The organism is Sphingobacterium hungaricum (assembly GCF_015210005.1).
Taxonomy (GTDB): domain Bacteria; phylum Bacteroidota; class Bacteroidia; order Sphingobacteriales; family Sphingobacteriaceae; genus Sphingobacterium; species Sphingobacterium hungaricum.
On record NZ_MU158698.1, the window covers coordinates 2,032,531 to 2,053,702 of the forward strand.

21 protein-coding genes are annotated in these 21,172 nt (G+C 38.3%); 11 read left to right on the forward strand and 10 right to left on the reverse strand.

Annotated features, from left to right (window positions below; translation table 11 throughout):
- The first annotated feature begins 141 nt into the window (after positions 1-141).
- Positions 142-1,299 (forward strand): esterase, encoded by a 1,158-nt coding sequence (locus C4F49_RS12065; RefSeq protein WP_196936086.1) that lies wholly within the window; start codon positions 142-144, stop codon positions 1,297-1,299.
- A gap of 20 nt (positions 1,300-1,319) precedes the next feature.
- Here the strand turns inward: C4F49_RS12065 and purN are convergent, their stop codons facing one another.
- Complete coding sequence (purN, locus tag C4F49_RS12070; protein ID WP_196936087.1) at positions 1,320-1,895, reverse strand: phosphoribosylglycinamide formyltransferase; 576 nt, start codon at positions 1,893-1,895, stop codon at positions 1,320-1,322.
- Between the two features lie 140 nt (positions 1,896-2,035).
- Between purN and C4F49_RS12075 the strand changes: the two genes are divergently transcribed.
- Positions 2,036-2,536, forward strand: coding sequence for a peroxiredoxin family protein (locus tag C4F49_RS12075; protein WP_231388298.1), 501 nt, complete (start codon positions 2,036-2,038; stop codon positions 2,534-2,536).
- A 1-nt stretch (position 2,537) separates the two neighbouring features.
- Here the strand turns inward: C4F49_RS12075 and C4F49_RS12080 are convergent, their stop codons facing one another.
- From C4F49_RS12080 to C4F49_RS12095, 4 genes are read right to left on the reverse strand one after another with little or no spacing between them, the layout of a single operon-like run.
- Complete coding sequence (locus C4F49_RS12080; protein WP_196936088.1) at positions 2,538-3,971, reverse strand: serine hydrolase domain-containing protein; 1,434 nt, start codon at positions 3,969-3,971, stop codon at positions 2,538-2,540.
- A 23-nt stretch (positions 3,972-3,994) separates the two neighbouring features.
- On the reverse strand, positions 3,995-4,735 hold the full coding sequence (locus C4F49_RS12085) for a LytR/AlgR family response regulator transcription factor (protein WP_196936089.1): 741 nt from the start codon (positions 4,733-4,735) through the stop codon (positions 3,995-3,997).
- On the reverse strand, positions 4,713-5,774 hold the full coding sequence (locus C4F49_RS12090; RefSeq protein ID WP_196936090.1) for a sensor histidine kinase: 1,062 nt from the start codon (positions 5,772-5,774) through the stop codon (positions 4,713-4,715). The genes C4F49_RS12085 and C4F49_RS12090 overlap by 23 nt, the downstream gene beginning before the upstream one ends.
- A gap of 8 nt (positions 5,775-5,782) precedes the next feature.
- Complete coding sequence (locus C4F49_RS12095; RefSeq protein WP_196936091.1) at positions 5,783-6,676, reverse strand: LiaF transmembrane domain-containing protein; 894 nt, start codon at positions 6,674-6,676, stop codon at positions 5,783-5,785.
- A gap of 228 nt (positions 6,677-6,904) precedes the next feature.
- Here C4F49_RS12095 and C4F49_RS12100 point away from each other — a divergent pair, with 228 nt between their 5' ends.
- The 9 genes from C4F49_RS12100 (at position 6,905) to C4F49_RS12140 (ending at position 16,366) form a co-directional block, all read left to right on the forward strand.
- A complete protein-coding gene (locus tag C4F49_RS12100) occupies positions 6,905-7,243 on the forward strand; it encodes a DUF3276 family protein (protein WP_196936092.1) in 339 nt (112 codons plus the stop codon).
- Positions 7,244-7,357: 114 nt separating this feature from the next.
- A complete protein-coding gene (locus tag C4F49_RS12105; protein ID WP_196936093.1) occupies positions 7,358-9,484 on the forward strand; it encodes a S9 family peptidase in 2,127 nt (708 codons plus the stop codon).
- A 121-nt stretch (positions 9,485-9,605) separates the two neighbouring features.
- Positions 9,606-10,397, forward strand: a complete 792-nt coding sequence (locus tag C4F49_RS12110) for a beta-carotene 15,15'-monooxygenase (protein WP_196936094.1) — start codon at positions 9,606-9,608, stop codon at positions 10,395-10,397.
- An 8-nt stretch (positions 10,398-10,405) separates the two neighbouring features.
- Entirely contained in the window at positions 10,406-11,584 is a 1,179-nt protein-coding gene (locus C4F49_RS12115) for a 1-deoxy-D-xylulose-5-phosphate reductoisomerase (RefSeq protein ID WP_196936095.1), read from the forward strand.
- Positions 11,585-12,916 (forward strand): RIP metalloprotease RseP, encoded by a 1,332-nt coding sequence (rseP, locus tag C4F49_RS12120; RefSeq protein ID WP_196936096.1) that lies wholly within the window; start codon positions 11,585-11,587, stop codon positions 12,914-12,916.
- 8 nt (positions 12,917-12,924) lie between these two features.
- Positions 12,925-13,128: a YwbE family protein gene (locus C4F49_RS12125; protein WP_196936097.1), complete on the forward strand. Its 204-nt coding sequence runs from the start codon at positions 12,925-12,927 to the stop codon at positions 13,126-13,128.
- 192 nt (positions 13,129-13,320) lie between these two features.
- The gene (gene carA, locus C4F49_RS12130) at positions 13,321-14,421 is read left to right on the forward strand and encodes a glutamine-hydrolyzing carbamoyl-phosphate synthase small subunit (protein ID WP_196936098.1); all 1,101 of its coding nucleotides are present in this window, start codon (positions 13,321-13,323) and stop codon (positions 14,419-14,421) included.
- Positions 14,422-14,628: 207 nt separating this feature from the next.
- A complete protein-coding gene (eno, locus tag C4F49_RS12135; protein ID WP_196936099.1) occupies positions 14,629-15,930 on the forward strand; it encodes a phosphopyruvate hydratase in 1,302 nt (433 codons plus the stop codon).
- A 133-nt stretch (positions 15,931-16,063) separates the two neighbouring features.
- A complete protein-coding gene (locus C4F49_RS12140) occupies positions 16,064-16,366 on the forward strand; it encodes an FtsB family cell division protein (protein ID WP_196936100.1) in 303 nt (100 codons plus the stop codon).
- A gap of 65 nt (positions 16,367-16,431) precedes the next feature.
- On the opposite strand, the gene C4F49_RS12145 is transcribed toward C4F49_RS12140, so the two are convergent.
- The 5 genes from C4F49_RS12145 to C4F49_RS12165 are packed head-to-tail and all read right to left on the reverse strand — an operon-like array spanning position 16,432 to position 21,142.
- A complete protein-coding gene (locus tag C4F49_RS12145; RefSeq protein ID WP_196936101.1) occupies positions 16,432-17,796 on the reverse strand; it encodes a pyridoxal-phosphate dependent enzyme in 1,365 nt (454 codons plus the stop codon).
- Positions 17,797-17,834: 38 nt separating this feature from the next.
- Positions 17,835-18,650 carry an AMP nucleosidase gene (locus C4F49_RS12150; RefSeq protein WP_196936102.1) on the reverse strand — a complete coding sequence of 272 codons (816 nt, stop codon included), beginning with the start codon at positions 18,648-18,650 and terminating at the stop codon, positions 17,835-17,837.
- A 49-nt stretch (positions 18,651-18,699) separates the two neighbouring features.
- Positions 18,700-19,950, reverse strand: coding sequence for an ATP-dependent Clp protease ATP-binding subunit ClpX (gene clpX / locus C4F49_RS12155; protein WP_196936103.1), 1,251 nt, complete (start codon positions 19,948-19,950; stop codon positions 18,700-18,702).
- Positions 19,951-19,953: 3 nt separating this feature from the next.
- Positions 19,954-20,652 carry an ATP-dependent Clp endopeptidase proteolytic subunit ClpP gene (clpP, locus tag C4F49_RS12160; protein ID WP_196936104.1) on the reverse strand — a complete coding sequence of 233 codons (699 nt, stop codon included), beginning with the start codon at positions 20,650-20,652 and terminating at the stop codon, positions 19,954-19,956.
- A gap of 31 nt (positions 20,653-20,683) precedes the next feature.
- Positions 20,684-21,142, reverse strand: coding sequence for a type I restriction enzyme HsdR N-terminal domain-containing protein (locus tag C4F49_RS12165; RefSeq protein WP_196936105.1), 459 nt, complete (start codon positions 21,140-21,142; stop codon positions 20,684-20,686).
- Between the last annotated feature and the right edge of the window lie 30 nt (positions 21,143-21,172).

Genomic DNA, 21,172 nt, shown 5'->3' on the forward strand with positions numbered 1-21,172 from the left:
GGGGTTTTGAAAATTTTTTTATGAGTAAATAATTGCGCAGCAAGCTTAAACGAAACACTGCAAAAATTTATTCGCACAAAGACGGGTCAATCTTTTTGTCAATAATTTTGGCTTAGCCAAAATATATCCCTAAATTGAGTAATGCAATATAAACCAAACAGGCTAATCGGAATTTTTCTTCTATTCGTTCTTTCTTACGCGACTGCGCAAGAAAACATTGGACAACGCGAGAAGGTAAAAATTACATCACCCCTAATCGATCAACAAGATCAGGTTACGTTCAATCTGTTCGCGCCAGAGGCGAAGGAAGTTTTTGTTCAAGGAAATTGGAATGATAAAAAGCAAGAAATGAAAAAAGTGGATGGTGTTTGGACATTGACGACTGAAGCGTTGCAATCGGATCTGTACTTATATTCTTTTATTGTGGATCAGGTGAAAATTCAAGATCCCTTGAATATTTATCAGATGCGCGATGTCAACACCAATTTCAGTTATTTTATTACGGGCGGCAATCAATCCAAAGCTTACACCATTAATGATGTGGCGCACGGAACGGTCAGCAAGCGCTGGTACGCTTCGCCGACATTGGGGACCACCCGAAGAATGACGGTCTATACGCCTCCTAATTATGAAGAAGGAAAGCAGAAATACCCAGTGTTGTATCTTTTGCATGGAATGGGAGGGGACGAAGAAGCTTGGGAAACTTTAGGCAGAGCGACGCAGATTCTCGATAATTTAATTGCCGAAGGCAAAGTCAAGCCAATGATCGTTGTCATGCCGAATGGACATACCAGCAACCAAGCCGCCCCAGGAGAATCCGCAAAAGGATTGTATCCGGTTGAATTTATGTTGCCAGATGTCGGCACAAGCGATATGGAACGTTCGTTTATCGATATTATTCAGTTTGTTGAATCCAATTACCGCGTGAAGAAAGAAAAAGCCTCTCGTGCCATTGCCGGATTGTCTATGGGCGGTTCGCATACCTTGTTTATTTCTTCTTACCTAAATAATTATTTCGATTATGTAGGCTTGTTTTCAGCAGCTTTTCGATTGAGAGCAAATAACGAATCACCGGTGTATACGGAGTTTGAATCGAATTTAGAAAGACAGAAGAAAAACGGCTATAAATTGTATTGGATAGGAATGGGGAAGACGGATTTTCTGTATAAGATCGGGGAAGACTACCGCAAGAAGTTGGATGCGATCCAAATGCCTTACACGTATCGGGAATCAGAAGGAGGGCATACTTGGTCCAATTGGCGTTTGTACCTGACGGAATTTTTACCTCAGCTGTTCTAAAACAAAAAGAAGTACAATGTTTAGTTGTACTTCTTCAATAAGTTTTCGATTACTTTAGGGAAATGCAAATGTTCAAGTTGCTGTCCTTTGAACTTAATGATTTCCAGCGTATCGCCTTTTTCTATCCTAAAACGTGATTGATGGATCACTTCGCCTTCGTCGAATTTTTCATTGACGAAATGGATGGTGATTCCATGTTCTTCCTCATTCGCGGCAATAACAGCTTGATGAACACGGTCGCCGTACATGCCTTTGCCACCATATTTTGGCAATAAAGAAGGATGGATATTGATTATTTTATTAGGGAATGCCTGTAAAAGATTTTCCGGAACGAGCAGTAAAAATCCCGCCAAAACGACTAGGTCGATCTCCGATCTTTTTAAGAGCTGGACGATTTCATCGGTTTGATAAAATTCGTGGCGGTCAAATACATGAGTAGGAATTTCGAAATTGTCTGCACGCTGTAAGACGTACGACTCTGGATTGTTACTTAAAACTAAGCTAACTTCGGAGTCGTCAGAATATTTAAAATGCTCCATTATTTTTTGTGCATTTGAACCTGAACCCGAAGCAAAAATAGCGATGCGTTTCTTCACTAGATTTTTAATTTATTGATTTGATGCTGCTGAATAGACCAAATATAGATTATTTTTTTGTAAAAATAGAGTGATATTAACCAACAATTAATAGCTTCGGCCAAATTGTTCGTAATTTGTTGATTCTAAAATATTCTTCTATGCTAAAAATCATGCAGTTTGCTTTTGTTCTCATGTTTCCATTCCTCAGCCTGTCCGTCCATGCTCAACAAGCTCCGGATACGATTCCTTCTTTTCAAAGGTTTGTCAGCTATGAGACAGATTCCATCGTTGTCAATTCGGATAACCTTCCAGATTCGGGCTATATAGTCTTCAATTTTTATGATGCGGGTTGTGGGCATTGTCAGGAACTTGGAGAAAGCATTGCAAAAAACTTTTCGTCCTATGCCGAAAACAGCACGTTTTACTTTATTTCGATGAATGCCAAAGAGTATGTTGATGGATTTATCAATACGTATACGCCCTCGTTGAAAAACCAGAAAAATGTGATTTTCTTGCATGATCGAGGCACGGAATTTTTTGAACGATTTGATCCATCGCATTATCCGTCAACCTATATTTACGACGCCAAAACAAGGAAATTAATCCATTATTTCGCTGGAGAGACAAATGCGAAGAAGTTTATTCCGTATCTGAAATAAGTTATTTTGTAGTCAATGCTTTATGTAGGATTTCTGTCCCTATTTTGCTGACATTGATTGCAGAATTCGATAAAATAACAACTGCAGTTTTGCTGTCAGGTGCTAAAGCGATAAATGAAGAACTGCCAGCAGTCCCACCCGTATGCTGAAAAGACAAAATCCCGTCCAGCAAGCTCATGTGCCAAGCTAAACCAATATCCGTGTTCGGAGGAATGAAAAAAGTAAATTGCCTAGTCAAGGCCATTGCTTTTTCAAGATCCGTTTCTGGCATCACAAACTGAGCTTGTGCATAAATCAATAAATCCGCCAACGTAGATTTTAATGCGCCGGCAGCAGCCATAGAGGTGAACGACCATTGTGGAACTTCTTGTCCATCTGCTGCATATACTTTAATCAGCGTCTGCGTTTTAGGATTGATTTTATCGACGGTATTCAGCATGGCTAATGGTGTGGTGATCACGTCAGCCAACGATTTTTGAAAAGGCTTTTTAGTAATTGTTGCAATTAGTTCACCCAAAAGGCCAAAACCTAAATTGCTGTATTCATATTCAACGGCTGGTTCTCTAGTCGCTTTGTAATTTTTAAGAAATGCATACAAAGCTTTTTGGTCATAATGTGCATAAGGATCAGCTTCATTGAATTTCGGGTCTGTATTCCAGTTCGAAGGCAAACGAGGCAAGCCTGACGTATGATTTGCTAATGTTTTGAACGTGATTTTTTGAATATCCGGATTGGAAGCAACAGAATCGGGCAAGAATTTAGCGATTGAATCATCCAAAGAAATAATTTGACGATCGACTAAATCTGCCAAAAGCGTTGCCGTGAATGTTTTTGTGATCGATCCTATTTCGTAGAGCGTAGTTTCAGTAGGCAACGTTGCATTTCCTGCTTCAGTTTCTCCATAGAAAAAATGATTGCTTTGGTTATTGTGGATAATTCCGATTGCTAAGCTCTGCGCATTTTTTTGCTTCGCAAAACTATTCGCTATCGAATCCACATAAAAATCCAAAGGCTTGTCTTTGGTCGCTTTGCTGATTACGGTCTGTTTTTGTTCTTCGGGTTTCGCTTTGGCCTCATAAGGTTTGATAAACAGCGTGGTGTAATGCAACGAACTGTCGACGGCCAAGATCAAATTGAAGCTTTGTTCAGCAATATCTACTTTGTATTGTGCCGCACCATTTTTAAATTCGGTCAAAGTTCCTTGGCTGATTCTTCCCAAGGTTTGCAATTGTGTAAAGATGGAGGTCAGCTGCGGTTTGGAAATCTGTTTTTGGAAATCTGTTGACGCCAAATTGTAAATGGAATCATACAATTGCGTATTATAGAAAAATTCAAATTTATTATAAACAGCTTTATTTTCCAATTCTGCTTGCGATTGCGCATGTGCGTTGCCAATCAGAACAAAACTAACGACGGCCAAAAGATACTTTAACATGCAACAAAAATACAGATTCCTATTTACAAACCAATAGTTTGACGCAAACGCGTGTATCCAGATTTACTGATATTGACTTTGTCGCCAGTCAGTAGGGTAGCGATGTACGAATCTTTCTCCATCGGCTCGATTTTCGCAAGCTGGTCGACTTTGATAATAAAGGAGCGATGGACGCGGATAAACTGTTTTGGATCCAGCTGTTTCTCAAACGAGCTCATTGTTTTATTCTTTAGGAACAGCCCGTCTTTGGTGTGGATTTTCACATAATCATCGTATGCTTCCAAATAAATAATCTGTTGAACGGGAATGATCTTGATCTGAGAGCCGTTTTTGACAACGACACGTTCCAAAGATTCTTCTTCAAGTGTTTCTTGCAATTGCTTTGTCGGACTTTTAACAGGACTATTCGATTCAAAAGTATTCTTGAACTTCTCGAAAGCTTGATTGAACCGGTCGATATTGATTGGCTTTAACAAATAATCCACGGCATTTTTTTCAAATGCTTTAATAGCAAATTCATCAAATGCAGTTGTAAAAATAACTTGCGGGCGATCATCTAACAGTTCAAGCATTTCAAAACCATTTAATTTTGGCATCTGAACATCTAAAAAGATCAAATCCGGCTTATGTTGCTGAATGGCTTTTACGCCTTCAAAGCCATCATTGCATTCAGCTAGAATAACAACGTCATTGCGTTCGTTCAAATATTCAATCAGTATAGATCGCGCCAATGGCTCATCATCAATTAGAATAATCTTTATCATATTGTGGAATTCTTAAAGTTGCAGTAAAAATAGAATCTTTTGCTTTAGCTTGTAGCAAATTACTTTGCCCGTAGAGAAGAAATAATCTTCGCTGAATGCTTGAAATACCAAATCCAGTGCCTTTTTTATTTTCAAACTGATCGATTTCGAAAGGATTCTCGATCTGTATATGCAACAGGTTTTGGATTGAATAGATGCGAAGGTTGATTGCTACATCGCCAGTAATGTTGTACAATCCATATTTGATCGCGTTCTCTAGCAAAGGCTGTACAATCATCGAGGGCACATAGCTGGTCAAACAGCTTTCGTCGATGTCAAAATTTGTTTGAAGCCGATGCCCAAATCGTACTTTTTCAATTTCGAGGTATAATTTTAAATGATTGAGCTCGTCGCTCAATGGAATAAATTGCTTGTCGTCTTTGCGCATCGTGCCGCGCAAAAAGTCAGAAAGCTGAAAAGTCATTTTTCGAGCTTCGCTCGGTTTGCTGCCGATCAATGCGATAATGGAATTTAAGCTATTGAACAAAAAATGCGGCTGCAATTGCTGGCGCATATTGTAGAGCTCGGCATCGCGCAGCATGCGTTCCGAAGCTTCTTTTCTTTTTTTATTGTCTTGATATTCTTCCTGGATATTCCAGAAGATGGTAATAATCATGATGCAGGCAAGCAAAAGAAAATTGATAATGATGCGAAAGGGAAGGCCTTTGTAAACATATAATATCTCGCTTGCATCAAAAAATCCGAATAGGATAAAGATGCTGATCACGACGCTCATCAATGTCAATACAATTCCTAGCGTAATTAATTTCCAGTACTGATTGTTTTTTGGCAAATAATAATGCAGCGTGCTGTAGATTAAATAACAGCAGCCAGTGATACAAAGTGCACTGATTCCAGCATCGTAAAGCGCAATTTCTTTTGGGATGGATGTCCATCGCAAAAGAAAATAGATAACGCTAAAGTAGAAAGCGCAAATAACCCAGGATGAAATATGGGTAAATTGTTTTTTCGATTTTATGGATTTTGAGGTAGATGCCATCTATGCGATTAACTATTTCTTATGGTTACACTTCCAAAAATCGATGTTCCCGTGATGTACAATTTTTTGTTGTTTTCCATTGTGATTTCAAACGGAATACGTCTGTCGTCCAAATCTCCGATAATCGATGAAACATTTGCTGACGCAATCCAGTTTGTAGGGATAATGATTTTTGTGCTTCCGAACAATTGGAAGATATCCAACACAACTGGTTGGTTAATGTCTGCCTGCAACAAGTTGATTTGGCTGCTTCCAAAAATATTTGTCACTGTTCCGCCAAGGAAATTTTTAGTTAAGATCACTTTCTTCGTGTCCGCAAAAATGGTGTTCAGCTGAATATGGTTGTCATATTGAAAACTATATTGTCCTTGTTTCTTATTGTATGCATTCGAAAATTTGGGTTGAGCCTCTTCCTGTGAAGAGGCACTTGTTCCTTCAGTAGTTGATTTTTGCGAAAAAGTAAAATCTTCGTCCACGCGCTTGTCCCAATCAAATGTATCGTCCTTGTCGTCCTGATCATCTTGCGGAGGCATTGGAGGTGTATATGGCAATGCACGGTTTCTTTTGATCAGGTAAATTCCCAAAAGAATGATGGCTGCCGGGATAATGAATTTTCCTACAGGGAGATTCAGCATATCTTTGATTAAGAAAATACTACCGACCGCAATTAAAATTACCGATGACTTCTTTTCAAAGCGTGAGTTAACTCCGATCACCAAACCGATGACGATCAGGATCATTTCCCATCCGAATAACCATCCTGGGAAAAAATTGCCCCAATTCATGGTTTTGAATAAAAGCGCTAAACCCAATAAAACGATTACGGTTCCAACAATGTTGGTCGTGTTGTTGTTTTTGTGAGGAGGCGTTGTCTCGTTCCAGTTTTTAGTATTCTTTTTCATTGTTTCATTTGTTTGATGCTCAAATGTACATAGACAATGCATCTGAATTTGCCACAAAATAGGTGTTTTACTTCAAATTTTCGGTCAAACAAACGTTTTTGTCGGTGAAAATTCCTGAGCATTTGAAAAAGATTAAAAAATTTATCAATAATATTTGGGCTATTGTAATTAATTATTATATATTTATTGCTGAAAATAGAAGATTAAACTTAAATACGAACAAATCTAATGGGAGATTTTGATAACAAAGAACGTGAAGAGGTATTTTCAAAAAAGGTGAGAGCAGGGAAACGTACCTATTTTTTTGATGTAAAAGCAACTCGTTCTAATGACTACTACGTAACCATTACAGAAAGCAAAAAACGCTTTGAAGATGGCCAATTTATCAAACATAAAATTTTCTTATACAAAGAAGACTTTGAAAAATTTGCTGAAGGTTTAACAGATGTTGTAGAATACATCAAATCGAATCAAGAAGTTATCGAAAAAAGATACGAACCTAATTTAGAGGATGCATCTTTTGATAATAATGGAGAGCTAATTCAAAAAGATAATTTTTCATTTTAAATTATCGTTTTCTAAAATATACCGGAGCCACTTTACAAAGTGGCTTTTTCATGTTTGTATTGCATGAATTAATCTTAAATCAGTATTTTCGTGTCTGTAAACTCATATCAATCCATGAATAAATTAACTATATTTCTATCTTTTTCGTGTGCGCTGTTTATTTCTAGTCCCAGCATTGCGCAGCAGAAAAAGTTAAATTTCGAACAATCTTGGGGAAGAGAAGCTTCTATCACTAACCCGATCAATCAATACCGTGGCTGGGCCGATAATGAACATTACATTGTCTATGATGTCGCTCAGCGCAAAAACATCCAAGTTTCTGTCAAATCTGGCGCGTCAACAGATTATTCGGCTCCGCCGAAATCGGATGTCGAAGTTTTTGTAAGAGACAATGATGTGTTTATACAATACGGACAGCAAGCGGCAAAGCAGCTGACGAGCTCTCCCGAAATCGAAGAACAAAACCCGACATTATCGCCAGATGGAAATTTTGTCGCTTTTACCCGCAAAGGTGATTTGTATAGCATTCCAGCTGTTGGCGGTCAGGAAATCCGCTACACGACGGATGGAACTGATGTCATCTACAATGGTTATTCTTCATGGGTTTATTACGAAGAAATTTTAGGCCGTGCAACTAACTACAAAGCGTTTTGGTGGTCACCTGATAGCAAGAATATTGCTTTTATGCGTTTTGATGACACGAAGGTGCCGATGTTTCCAATCTATGTTTCTAAAGGACAGGATGGCTATTTGGAACAAACCCGTTATCCAAAAGCCGGCGAGCAAAACCCAGGCGTGCGAGTCGGTTTTGTGAAAACAGAAGGTTCTCCAGTCACTTGGGCTGATTTCAACGAACAAGATGACCAATACTTTGGACAACCCTACTGGAGTTTTAATAGCCAGTCCATAATGGTACAATGGATGAACAGAGATCAGACGAATTTGAAATTCTATGCGGTAAATCCAGTCAACGGTTCGAAATCTGAAATTTATGATGAAAAGCAAAACAGCTGGATCAGTTTGGATCAAGATGAGCGCATTACTTATTTGGCAGACAACAAACATTATATTTTAAAATCCGACAAAACAGGCTGGGCACATTATTACCTATATACATTAGATGGTAAATTGGTAAACGCAATGACGGACGGCGCTTGGCAAGTTTCAGGACTGCAATACATCGATGAGAAAGATAAGGTCTTGTATTTTACGGCGAGAAAAGACAATTCGGCAACGGTTGATTTATACCGCGTGAATTTTAATGGCAAGAACCTAAAAAGATTGACTTTCGGGGATTATACGCATACCGTTTCTGTTTCTCCTAACGGAAAGTATTTTATTACAAACTATTCAAACGTTTCTACGCCAAATCGCGTCGCGCTTTTAGATAACAATGGAAAATTGATTAAAGATCTTGTTGACAGCAAATCAGCAGATTTTGATAAATATGCAGTTGGTAAAACCGAATATTTCACTATTCCTTCGGAAGATGGAAAATACAGTTTGCCTGTCATCATCACTTATCCTATTGATTTTGACGAGTCAAAAGTTTATCCTGTCGTAATGAGCATTTACGGTGGCCCGGATGCGGGTTCAGTTCGCAACACGTGGAAAGGAACTAGAAATCAATATTGGGCATCCGAAGGTGTTATTCAGATTGAATGCGATCACCGTGCGTCAGGCCATTTTGGAAAAGAAGGCGTTGCTTTGATGCACCGCAATTTAGGTCATTGGGAAATGATTGATTACAACACGATCGCCAAATGGTTCAAAGCAAAACCTTGGGTTGCTAAAGATAAATTGTTGATTACTGGACATAGCTATGGCGGATACATGACATGCCTTGCGCTGACCAAAGGATCTGAATATTTTGATTTTGGAATTGCAGGTGCGCCTGTGACGAGCTGGGAATTGTATGACACGCATTATACGGAGCGTTTTATGGATACACCTCAAGATAATCCAGAAGGATATAAAAATGGATCAATTCTTTCCTATGTCAATAATTACAAGGGAGTATTGAGAATTATGCATGGCGATTTGGATGATAACGTACATATGCAAAATACCATTCAGTTGGTCGATGCATTGACTGATCGCGATGTGCCATTTGAACTGATGATCTATCCAGGAAGCCGTCATGGATTTAATCGTTTTAAATCAGCTTATGATTTTAAAGAACGTGTACGGTTTTACTATCAATATTTATTGGAAAAACCTGTTCCTCAGGATTTTAATTAAAATTTTGCTTACCCATCCGTTTCTAGCCGAATTGGATGGGTAATTTTTATTTACTATATTGTATAAATCTTTGAACTATAGCAAAAAATATTTCATATTTGCATAAATTTCGACGATTATAATGATACAGTTTTTAAAGCAATGTACTTTTTCAGTTAATGATGTTTTCCAGAAAGCATTCAGCATATTGACTAGTCATTATTTTTCGGTTTTAGGGCTTTTCTTGCTGCTATTTATTACCTCTAATTTTTCGACAACCTTAGCTTTTTATATTCAGGATTACAGTTTTTTCTTAAGCTGTCTGATGTTTATTGCCTTTGTGGTGCTCTATTTTGGAATTCAATTAACCTTGTTTAAATACATTTTACGGATAATTGATTCTGATAATAAAGTGAAAATATCATCGATCATTCCCACATTTTTGGAAATTTCGAATTATTTTGGAGGGATGTTGTTAGGTGCCGTTCTTTCGCCTCTGCTGATTATCCTGGCTTTGGCATTGATTTGTTTTCCACTAATCTATTTGGATAGTGATTTGGTATATAAACTGCCGAATATTGTGTTGTCGATTGGACTTGTTTTAATCGTTCCGTTTTTGTTGCGCATTGCATTTTTTCCTTTCTTTATTTTAGATCGGAATGTAAGTTCTTACCGTTCGTTAAGGCTTAGTTTTGCATTGACACGTGGCAACATGACTAAAATTTTATTGATTTTGGCTGTATTCGGACTTATGCATTTATTGCAAACCTATTTAACTTATAAATCATATTATTTTATGTCGATAGGGCTTAGTGTGTTGAATTCGTTTTTCGTACAGCCCTTAGTCAGTGTGGTCATGGCTGTTGCATACAAAGACATGATGGCCGATTACAAAGGGGGAGATAATCCTTCTGTTTTAGAAAATATCATATAAACGTTATTTTGAATAAAAAAAATATTGCCATTTTAGGTTCGACGGGAAGTATAGGAACGCAAGCTTTAGATGTTGTTCGTGCGTTTCCAGAATCTTTTGAAGTGGCGGTGCTTGCCTGTAGAGGAAATGCAGATTTACTGATTCAGCAAGCCATAGAATTTAAGCCTAAACAAGTGGTGATTCTTCAAGAGGAATCATACGCTGTGGTAAAAGAATCTCTTAAGAATCAAGCTATAGAAGTGTTATCTGGCGAACAAGCACTTTGTGAAGTCGTCACGCTGGATGAAATTGACGTGGTACTCAATGCGATTGTTGGTGCTGCTGGGTTAAAACCTACGGTGAAAGCCATTGAACACGGAAAGGACATTGCGCTAGCAAATAAAGAAACATTGGTTGTTGCAGGGCAATTGATTATGGATCTTGCGAAAAAACACAATGTCAAAATTCTACCAGTCGATTCGGAACATTCAGCTATATTTCAGTGCTTAACAGGAGAAGAAGAAAATCCTATCGAAAAGATTTATCTGACAGCTTCAGGAGGGCCATTTCGTGGAAAGGATGCAGAATTTTTAAAAGGCATCAGCAAAGAACAGGCGCTAAAGCATCCGAATTGGGCCATGGGAGCAAAGATCACAATTGATTCGGCATCACTGATGAACAAGGGTTTGGAAGTGATCGAAGCAAAATGGCTGTTTGATTTGGAAGTTGAGCAAATTGATGTCATCGTTCATCCTCAGTCTATCGTCCATTCTTTGGTTCAGTTCCAAGATGGATCGATCAAAGCACAATTGGGTCTTCCAGACATGAAATTGCCTATCCAATATGCGTTGACTTATCCAAAGCGTTTTAAAAATCAGTTTGAGCGATTCGATTTTATGAATTACCCAAACCTAACGTTTGAAAAACCAGATTTGGGGACGTTCAGAAATTTAGAATTAGCATATACGGCTTTAAAGAATGGAGGAAATCAGCCTTGTATTCTAAATGCAGCCAATGAAATTGCAGTCGCCGCATTTTTAAACGACGAGATTTCCTTTTTGGGAATGAGCGAACTGATTGAGGAGACAATCTGTCATGTAGCCTACAAGAATAATCCGACTTTGACGGATTGTTTTGAATCTGATGCAGAAAGTAGAAGAGTGGCACAAGATTTAACACATAAAATACATAAAAGGAAATTATATTAAATGGGAGTTTTGATCATGATAGGACAAGTTTTATTAGGCTTGTCTCTTTTAATAGTTTTACACGAATTAGGACACTTCTTAGCGGCACGCGCGTTTGGAATTAAAGTCGAGAAATTTTACTTGTTCTTTGATGCTTGGGGCGTGAAACTATTTAGTTTCAATTATAAAGGCTGTGAATATGGAATTGGTTGGTTGCCATTAGGCGGTTATGTAAAAATCGCTGGGATGATCGATGAGTCCATGGATACCGAACAATTGAAGAATGAACCTCAAGATTGGGATTATCGATCCAAACCTGCTTGGCAACGTCTGATTGTTATGCTTGGAGGTGTTATCGTAAATATTATTGTAGGGATTTTTATCTTTTGGATGCTGACATTCAAAATGGGAGAGACCGATCTTGACAATACCAAATTGGTGAACGGTGTCGTTCCAGGAATTATTGGTAAAGAAGTTGGAATTCAGACCGGTGACCGGATCGTTGCCATCAATGGCAAACCAGCGGTTAATTTTTTCCAAGATATCGCCGCAAATTCTGAAGTGTTGATGGGTGATGCGGTTTTATCTATCGATCGCAAAGGTGAAAAAGTAGATATTAAAATGCCGGCTGATGTGTTGAATAAAGTAGCTGATCATAAAGCTTCCGAGTTTGTACAGCCGAGATCGAAAATGACTGCTGTTAACATGGTACAAGAAGACTCAGAAGCAGAGAAAATGGGAATGTTGGTTGGTGACTCGATTGTGAGCGTGAATGGACATCCGATTGTGTTTTTTGACGAATTCAAATCGGCCGTCGATACATTGGCCAATAAAGCTGTTGTTATCAATGTCATCCGTGATGGAAGCCCTAAAACATTAACTGGTAAAGTTTCAGCCGAAAAGACAGTTGGATTTAGCCATAAGGCTGATCTTACCTTGCCGATTGTACGTAAGGAATATACATTAGCCCAGTCTTTCCCTATTGGTGCCGCTAAAGCATTTACAGTCATTACGGACAACATCAAAGGTTTTGGTAAAATATTCAAAGGTGAAGTGAGAGCAGACAAAGCATTGGCTGGTCCAGTTGGAATTGCTACGATGTTCGGTACAGAAGTGGATTGGGTTCGGTTTTGGTCGTTAGTAGGAATGTTATCGATGGCACTAGCCTTTATGAACTTATTGCCGATTCCAGCGTTGGATGGTGGACATGTTATTTTCTTAACGATTGAGATTATCCAAGGAAAGCCTTTAAGCGACAATTTCTTAGAAAAAGCCCAAATGGTTGGCTTCTTTATCTTGATTGGCTTGATGATTTTCGTTTTTGGAAGTGATATTATGAAACTGGTTAATTAAGCAGGTAGATGAAAGACGGAAAAACTAGGGCAGATGTGAAGCCTGGAATACTGGTGAATATCGTGCTAAAAAAAGATCAACGTTCTGGAATATTGACGGAAGGTATTGTAAAAGATTTACTTACATCGGCTTCGTTTCATCATCGAGGAATTAAAGTACGTTTGACTGATGGGCAGATCGGACGCGTACAGGAAATTTTGGAAGAAGATTAATTGAAAAAATGTTTTAATGCTTTTATAATTATTGCTAACTTTGTCTTTTGTGAAAACAATAGAAATTCCCATCGTTAGAACACCTCAAAATTTCAATTTTTTTATTGATCAATATAAAGAGAATTTAGCCCATTTTGGGCTTTTTTTGTATAGCAAAATAAATACACACACAGAAAAATATAAGTAAGCACAATGACCAACTATAGCAAATTACCAGCAGTATTAGTTTTGGAAGATGGTACCGTTTACCATGGCAAAGCTGCCGGTAAAATTGGAACTACAACCGGAGAGATTTGTTTTAATACTGGAACTACCGGTTATCAAGAGATTTTTACAGATCCTTCTTATTTCGGACAAATCATGGTAACCACCAATGCGCATATAGGTAATTATGGCATTGATCAGGACGACGAAGAATCTAATAAAATTCAGATTGCTGGTTTAGTTTGTAAAAACTACAACATCAATTACAGCCGCAAAATGGCAGATACTTCGATTCAGAATTACTTTGAACAAGGAAATCTGATTGGTATTTCTGATATCGATACGCGTTCTTTAGTTCGTCACATTCGTGACAAAGGAGCGATGAATGCAATTATCTCTTCAGAAAATTTAGATGTAGAAGAATTAAAAGCACAATTGGCTCAAGTACCTTCAATGGACGGCTTGGAATTGTCTTCTTCAGTAACGACGACTGAACCTTATTTCTATGGTGACGAAGGCGCTCCTACGAGAATTGCGGTTTTGGATTTAGGAATTAAGAAAAACATCTTGCGCAATTTTGATTCACGTCAGGTGTATGCAAAAATCTTTCCAGCTAAATCAACTTTTGCTCAAATGGAAGAATGGAATCCAGATGGCTATTTTATTTCCAACGGCCCTGGCGATCCGGCAGCAATGGATTATGCGATTGACACGGTGAAACAAATCTTAGATGCAGAAAAACCGATGTTCGGAATTTGTTTAGGTCATCAAATTTTGGCGTTGGCGAATGGAATCCGCACGAGCAAAATGTTCAACGGACATCGCGGTATTAACCATCCTGTTAAGAATATTATCAAAAATCATTGCGAGATTACTTCTCAAAACCACGGTTTTGGTGTGATTAGAGAAGATATTGAAAGTTCTCCAGTTATCGAAGTAACGCATATCAACTTAAATGATAATTCGATTGAAGGTATTCGTGTGAAAGACAAGAAAGCATTTTCTGTTCAGTATCACCCTGAATCTTCACCTGGCCCTCATGATTCGCGCTATTTGTTCGATGACTTTGTAGCCATGATAAAAGAATAATTTAAAAGCCCGTTAATTCGGGTTTTTTTATGCCTTTCAATTTGATAAGGTTGATGACTTAATAATTCGGTAACGGTAAATTTATTAATTTAATGAAAATAATGGACATATTTTTTCCTATTTTTGAAATTAATAGAAAAAGAATTATATTAGTGTAATTTTTACACTAAGCTTAGAATTAAAATAGATATAAATCCTAATAAAGAAATGAGTTTAATTATTGATGTACATGCGCGCCAGATTTTGGATTCGCGCGGAAATCCTACGATTGAAGTAGATGTGACTACACAAAATGGTTTTGTTGGTCGTGCTGCTGTTCCTTCCGGTGCTTCTACTGGAGTTCATGAAGCTGTTGAATTACGTGACGGTGATAAGAAAAAATATTTGGGCAAAGGTGTTTTAAAAGCTGTAGAGCATGTAAACACAAAAATTGCAAAAGCTTTAGAAGGAATTGATGTTTTCGAACAAAATGCAATTGATCAGATTATGATCGATCTTGATGGTTCTGAAAACAAAGGTAAATTAGGTGCTAATGCTATTTTGGGTGTTTCTTTAGCTGTTGCTAAAGCGGCTGCTCAAGAAAGCCGTCAGCCTTTATACCGTTACATTGGCGGTGTAAACGCGAACACGCTTCCTATCCCGATGATGAACATCATCAACGGTGGATCTCACTCTGATGCTCCGATCGCTTTCCAAGAGTTTATGATTATGCCAATCGGCGCACCTTCGTTCTCAGAAGCTTTACGTTGGGGAACAGAAGTTTTTCATAGCTTAAAAAGCATTTTGCACGACAGAAATCTTTCTACAGCAGTAGGAGATGAAGGTGGTTTCGCTCCGACATTTGAAGGTACTGAAGATGCGATTGAAACAATTCTTTCGGCAATCAAAAAGGCAGGTTACAAACCAGGTAAAGAAATTTGTTTGGCTTTAGACTGTGCTGCTTCTGAGTTTTTCAAAAACGGAAAATACGATTACAAAAAATTCGAAGGCGATAAAGGCGCGGTATTGAATAGTGAAGAACAAGCGATGTATTTGGCTGAATTGACTAAAAAATACCCAATTATTTCAATCGAAGACGGAATGGGCGAAGACGATTGGAAAGGCTGGAAAGTCTTGACTGATCTAGTGGGTGACCACGTTCAGTTGGTAGGAGATGATTTGTTTGTTACAAACACAAAACGTCTTCAACAAGGTATTGATACGCACACAGCTAATTCAATTTTGGTAAAAGTAAACCAAATCGGTTCATTAACTGAAACAATCAATGCCGTTACTTTGGCTCAAACAAACGGCTATACGTCTGTAATGTCTCACCGTTCTGGAGAGACTGAAGATACAACGATTGCTGATTTGGCGGTAGCGTTGAACTGTGGACAGATTAAAACTGGTTCGGCTTCTCGTTCAGACAGGATCGCAAAATACAATCAATTGTTGCGTATCGAAGAAGAATTAGGTGCTAACGCTCGTTTTATTGGAAAGGATTTCAAATTCGCTCCAAAAAAGAAGTAAGAACTAATTAAAAAATAATTCAATTTGTGGACAGCAGTAAATTTATTTACTGCTGTTTTTTGTTACCTATAGCAGGTCTTAAAAATTATTGATACATTTAATCAATGTTTCGCTGTAATTAGTAATTTTGTGTATGGAAAAATTTATTTCGATAATACGTAATAAGTATTTATTGGCTGGAGTAGCATTTTTGATTTGGATGAGTTTTTTTGACCGGTACGATTTTGCAACGCAATTCAGTTACCAGCAACAAAAAAATAACCTGATCCAAGAAAAAGAATATTACGAAAAGGAAGTTACTTCGATTGAGCAATCGATTAAGGATGTTCAATTCAATCAGAACGAAATCCAACGCATCGCTCGCGAGAAATACAAAATGAAAAAAGACAAAGAAGATATCTACGTCATTACCGAAATCGAAGAACCTAAGAAGTAATTTTTTATTTTAATGTAGTGAATTTTCAGAAATCCACTACATCAATTTTCTAAGTTTAGAGGTTGCTAAACCTCAGAAATCGCATTTATGATATCATACTGAGTGATGATATTAATTTTACCATACTCATCTTCTACCAACACCGCTTGCGTATCTTTATTGATTAAAGAAGAAATTTTATCAATCGACGTGTTTAAATCGACAAAAGGAAATGGTTTGCTTGCAATTTCCTCTACGCTTGAAGACTTGAGCGAAGGATTCTCTAACAATGCCGACAAGATATCCGATTCGGTTACTTTCCCGATGACCATGCCTTGTTGCGTAACTGGAATTTGAGAAATATTTAATGTCTTCATCATATTAAATGTTTCCATCACCGATTGTTGCGTATCAGCTGTAACAATTCCTTGTTCGCCTCTTTTCTTCAGAATGGATTTTGCCGTAAGTTTCTCGTCTTTTAAGAATCCGCGCTCTCTCAGCCAGTCTTCGTTATACATTTTTCCCATGTAGCGAGAACCGTGGTCATGGAAAATAACGACCACAACATCACTTTCTTTCAGCGAATTGCCTAGTTGTAAAAGTCCTGCAATCGCCGCTCCAGCAGAATTTCCTGCAAAGATGCCTTCCTTACGTGCCAGCTCACGCGTCATCAAAGCAGCATCTTTATCAGTCACCTTTTCGAACAGATCAATCAAATCAAAATTGACGTTTTCTGGAAGAAAATCTTCCCCAATCCCTTCGGTAATGTAGGGGTAGATCTCATTTTTGTCGAATTCACCTGTTTCTTTGTATTTTTTAAATACTGAGCCATAGGTGTCAATTCCCCAGACTTTGATGTCTGGATTCTGCTCGCGCAAATATTTCGCTGTTCCAGAAATCGTTCCTCCAGTACCCACGCCGACTACTAAATGCGTGATTTTTCCTTCGGTCTGTTCCCAGATTTCAGGGCCAGTTTGCTCGTAATGTGCTTTCGAATTCGATGGGTTATCGTATTGATTTGCCTTCCATGCATTCGGAACTTCCTTTTGCAAACGCGAAGAAACCGAATAATAGGAGCGGGGATCTTCAGGATCAACATTGGTCGGACAGACGATAACTTCCGCACCAAATGCGCGCAAAGCATCAATCTTTTCTTTCGACTGCTTATCGGTCGTCGTAAAAATACAACGGTAACCTTTGACGACCGCCGCGATGGCTAATCCCATACCTGTATTTCCTGAAGTACCTTCGATAATGGTGCCTCCAGGTTTTAGCAATCCCGCTTTTTCAGCATCTTCAATCATCTGAATCGCCATGCGGTCCTTGATTGAATTTCCAGGGTTGGTTGTTTCTATTTTAGCTAAAATAGTACCTTTTAGCTGACCCGTTATTTTATTTAATCGAACTAAAGGCGTGTTTCCTATAGTTTCTAAAATGGAATTATACCACATGGACTTCGTTTAGTTTGTTTCGAATAAAGATACTGATTTTAAAATTGAAGATGTTTCACCGTCAAGCCATTATTCTTCAATTGTTTCAGCGAATCAATTCCTATCGCAATATGTGCTTCCACATATTTTGCAGTAACCGTAACATCCGATGCGGCAGTTTTTACACCTTCAGGAATCATTGGTTGATCAGAAACCAATAGCAAAGCCCCTGTCGGAATTTTATTTGCAAAGCCTACACTAAATATCGTTGCAGTTTCCATATCGACACACATTGCGCGAATCGATTTCAAGTACTTTTTAAAGTTCTTATCATGCTCCCAGACACGTCTGTTTGTTGTGTAGACCGTTCCAGTCCAATAATCTCTCGAATGGTCACGTATACTTGTCGAAATCGCTTTTTGCAAAGCAAATGCTGGCAAAGCTGGAACTTCTGGCGGAAAATAATCATTCGATGTTCCTTCACCACGGATTGCAGCGATCGGCAAAACCAAATCACCGATGTTGTTCTTTTTCTTCAATCCGCCTGCTTTTCCTAAAAACAAGACAGCTTTTGGATTGATTGCAGATAGCAAATCCATAATCGTCGCCGCCATTGGGCTTCCCATCCCGAAATTGATAATTGTAATACCGTCTGCTGTACATGTCTGCATCGGCTTGTCCAATCCTAAGATTGGAGCATTGTCATTTAATCCTGAAAATAGCTCAATGTATTTCGAAAAATTGGTCAATAAAATGTATTCTCCAAATTCTTCCAATGGTCTCCCTGTATAACGTGGCAACCAGTTATTGACAATGTCTTTTTTGCTTTTTAAGCCGGGTGTAATCGGGCTTTCCTCTATTTTTTTACTCTTCATATATTCTTGTTCTAATAGCAAAAATCCCTCGACTAGGCGAGGGATTTAATTATGCTGCTTTTAATTTTTTTATATCAGACTTTGCAAGTTTCTGTTTGGCATAATCGAGCGTGATGACGAGCTCCTTGTCCTTGCTGTTTGCTTTCGCAGTCGGCGTTTCGAACATCGCATCGAGCATGATGGCCTCACAAATACTTCGCAAGCCTCGGGCACCTAATTTAAATTCCCATGCTTTGTCAACAATAAATTCAAAAACTTCTTGATCGAAAGATAATGCAATCCCTTCATATTCAAAAAGTTTGACATACTGTTTGATTAATGCATTTTTTGGTTCTGTCAAGATACTCAATAAAGTTTCTTTATCCAAAGGATTCAAATAAGTTAATACGGGCAACCTTCCGATTAATTCTGGTATTAAACCAAAATTCTTTAAATCTTGAGGTGTGATGTATTTGTATAGATTGTTTAAATCAATATCTTCTTCATCGTCCTTCATGCGGTATCCGACAGTCTGTGTTCTTAAACGGTTGGCAATCTTTTTCTGGATACCATCAAATGCGCCACCGCAAATAAACAAAATGTTGCTGGTGTTGACAGAAATCATTTTTTGGTCCGGATGTTTGCGGCCACCTTGAGGGGGTACGTTGACATTCGTTCCTTCTAAAATTTTCAATAAAGCTTGTTGCACACCTTCACCTGACACATCGCGAGTAATCGATGGGTTGTCGCTTTTGCGAGCAATCTTGTCAATCTCGTCAATGTAAATAATGCCACGTTCCGCTGCCGCAACATCGTAATCAGCCGCTTGTAAAAGGCGAGTCAAGATACTTTCCACGTCTTCTCCCACATAACCGGCTTCTGTCAAAACAGTCGCATCGACGATGCTGAATGGGACGTTTAATATCTTGGCAACAGTTTTCGCTAACAACGTTTTTCCTGTTCCCGTCTCGCCGACAATGATCAGATTGGATTTTTCAATTTCAATCTCATCCTTATCAACTTTCTGGTTCAATCGCTTGTAGTGATTGTATACCGCGACAGAAATTACCTTTTTTGCATCATCTTGTCCAATTACATATTGGTCAAGATGTTGTTTGATTTCGACTGGGCGAATTAATTCCAGAGTCGTCTGTAACGTTTTGTTCTTCCGCTGCTTTAATTCTTCCGCAAGGATTTCACCTGCTTGCGAAACGCAACGGTCACAAATGTGCGCGCCATCGCCCGCAATAAGCATTTGTGCATCGCTTTTGCTAATTCCGCAAAAAGAACAGCGAATATCCTTGTTGTTGGTTTTGCTCATCGACTATTTTGTTTCTTTTTTAGGTAATAATACCTCATCAATCATTCCAAATTCTTTAGCTTCATCCGCACGCATCCAATAATCACGGTCTGAAGATTTCTCTACCCATTCGTAAGTCTGCCCAGAATGCTCCGCAATAATCGTGTACAATTCGCTTTTCAATTTCAACATTTCACGAAGGTTGATTTCCATATCGGAAGCAACTCCTTGCGCACCGCCCGAAGGTTGGTGAATCATCACTCTGGAGTGACGCAATGCTGCGCGTTTTCCTTTTGCGCCAGCAACTAACAAGACAGCGCCCATTGAAGCGGCGATTCCTGTACAGATAGTCGCTACGTCAGGGCTGATGTATTGCATCGTGTCGTAAATTCCTAAACCTGCATATACACTTCCTCCTGGAGAATTGATGTAAATCTGAATATCACGTTGTGCATCGGTCGACTGCAAGAATAATAATTGCGCCTGAACGATGTTTGCAACTTGGTCATTGATTCCGTCACCTAAGAAAATAATGCGGTCCATCATCAAACGAGAGAACACATCCATTTGAGCAACATTCAATGAACGTTCTTCAATAATATATGGAGTTAAATTTGTCGGGATGCTTTGTTGTGCACGTGAAATATAACCATCCACATGTTGACTTCCAATGCGGTGATGTTTAATAGCGTATTTTCTAAATTCGTTTTTATCTATATTCATGATTTAAAAATTTTAAATGTAAACTAAATCTTTATGAAAATTTGTACTCGGGCAAATCTTCTAAAAATATAAAATTATTTGTTTCAAAGTTTATCTTACAATAATAATGCTGCAATCCATTACTGACTAAAAGTAAGGGAATTTTGTGAATACTGTTGTAATTGGCAATTTGATGAAACGTTTTTTCGGTAATTTTGACAGACGGCGCTTTAAATTCTGCCAAAATAATTTTTTCACCTAAATTATTATACAGGATCAAATCGCTTCTTTTCTGCAGCGTGTTGAGCTTTAATCCGCCTTCGATTTTCATCAATGATTTTGGATATTTTTTCTCAACAAACAAAAAATTTATCCAGTGTTGGCGAACCCATTCTTCTGGGGTAAGCAAAATTTTCTTTTTCCTCAATTCGTCAAATATGTACACCTGACCATCTTCTTTGTAGAGCTTAGCAGGATAGTTGGGGAGTTTAAGAGGAATTGGCTCAAACATGTTCAAAATTAATAAAAATTAATGGCTTAT

Excerpts from the sequence above, each read along its gene's own strand:
- C4F49_RS12090 (WP_196936090.1), bottom strand. The coding sequence starts at position 5,774 with ATGGCATCTACCTCAAAATCCATAAAATCGAAAAAACAATTTACCCAT.
- clpX (WP_196936103.1), bottom strand. The coding sequence starts at position 19,950 with ATGAGCAAAACCAACAACAAGGATATTCGCTGTTCTTTTTGCGGAATT.
- C4F49_RS12080 (WP_196936088.1), bottom strand. The coding sequence starts at position 3,971 with ATGTTAAAGTATCTTTTGGCCGTCGTTAGTTTTGTTCTGATTGGCAAC.
- clpP (WP_196936104.1), bottom strand. The coding sequence starts at position 20,652 with ATGAATATAGATAAAAACGAATTTAGAAAATACGCTATTAAACATCAC.
- C4F49_RS12075 (WP_231388298.1), top strand. The coding sequence starts at position 2,036 with ATGCTAAAAATCATGCAGTTTGCTTTTGTTCTCATGTTTCCATTCCTC.
- C4F49_RS12065 (WP_196936086.1), top strand. The coding sequence starts at position 142 with ATGCAATATAAACCAAACAGGCTAATCGGAATTTTTCTTCTATTCGTT.
- C4F49_RS12150 (WP_196936102.1), bottom strand. The coding sequence starts at position 18,650 with ATGAAGAGTAAAAAAATAGAGGAAAGCCCGATTACACCCGGCTTAAAA.
- C4F49_RS12145 (WP_196936101.1), bottom strand. The coding sequence starts at position 17,796 with ATGTGGTATAATTCCATTTTAGAAACTATAGGAAACACGCCTTTAGTT.
- C4F49_RS12140 (WP_196936100.1), top strand. The coding sequence starts at position 16,064 with ATGGAAAAATTTATTTCGATAATACGTAATAAGTATTTATTGGCTGGA.
- C4F49_RS12095 (WP_196936091.1), bottom strand. The coding sequence starts at position 6,676 with ATGAAAAAGAATACTAAAAACTGGAACGAGACAACGCCTCCTCACAAA.
- carA (WP_196936098.1), top strand. The coding sequence starts at position 13,321 with ATGACCAACTATAGCAAATTACCAGCAGTATTAGTTTTGGAAGATGGT.
- C4F49_RS12100 (WP_196936092.1), top strand. The coding sequence starts at position 6,905 with ATGGGAGATTTTGATAACAAAGAACGTGAAGAGGTATTTTCAAAAAAG.
- C4F49_RS12085 (WP_196936089.1), bottom strand. The coding sequence starts at position 4,735 with ATGATAAAGATTATTCTAATTGATGATGAGCCATTGGCGCGATCTATA.
- C4F49_RS12110 (WP_196936094.1), top strand. The coding sequence starts at position 9,606 with ATGATACAGTTTTTAAAGCAATGTACTTTTTCAGTTAATGATGTTTTC.
- C4F49_RS12105 (WP_196936093.1), top strand. The coding sequence starts at position 7,358 with ATGAATAAATTAACTATATTTCTATCTTTTTCGTGTGCGCTGTTTATT.
- rseP (WP_196936096.1), top strand. The coding sequence starts at position 11,585 with ATGGGAGTTTTGATCATGATAGGACAAGTTTTATTAGGCTTGTCTCTT.
- C4F49_RS12125 (WP_196936097.1), top strand. The coding sequence starts at position 12,925 with ATGAAAGACGGAAAAACTAGGGCAGATGTGAAGCCTGGAATACTGGTG.
- eno (WP_196936099.1), top strand. The coding sequence starts at position 14,629 with ATGAGTTTAATTATTGATGTACATGCGCGCCAGATTTTGGATTCGCGC.
- C4F49_RS12165 (WP_196936105.1), bottom strand. The coding sequence starts at position 21,142 with ATGTTTGAGCCAATTCCTCTTAAACTCCCCAACTATCCTGCTAAGCTC.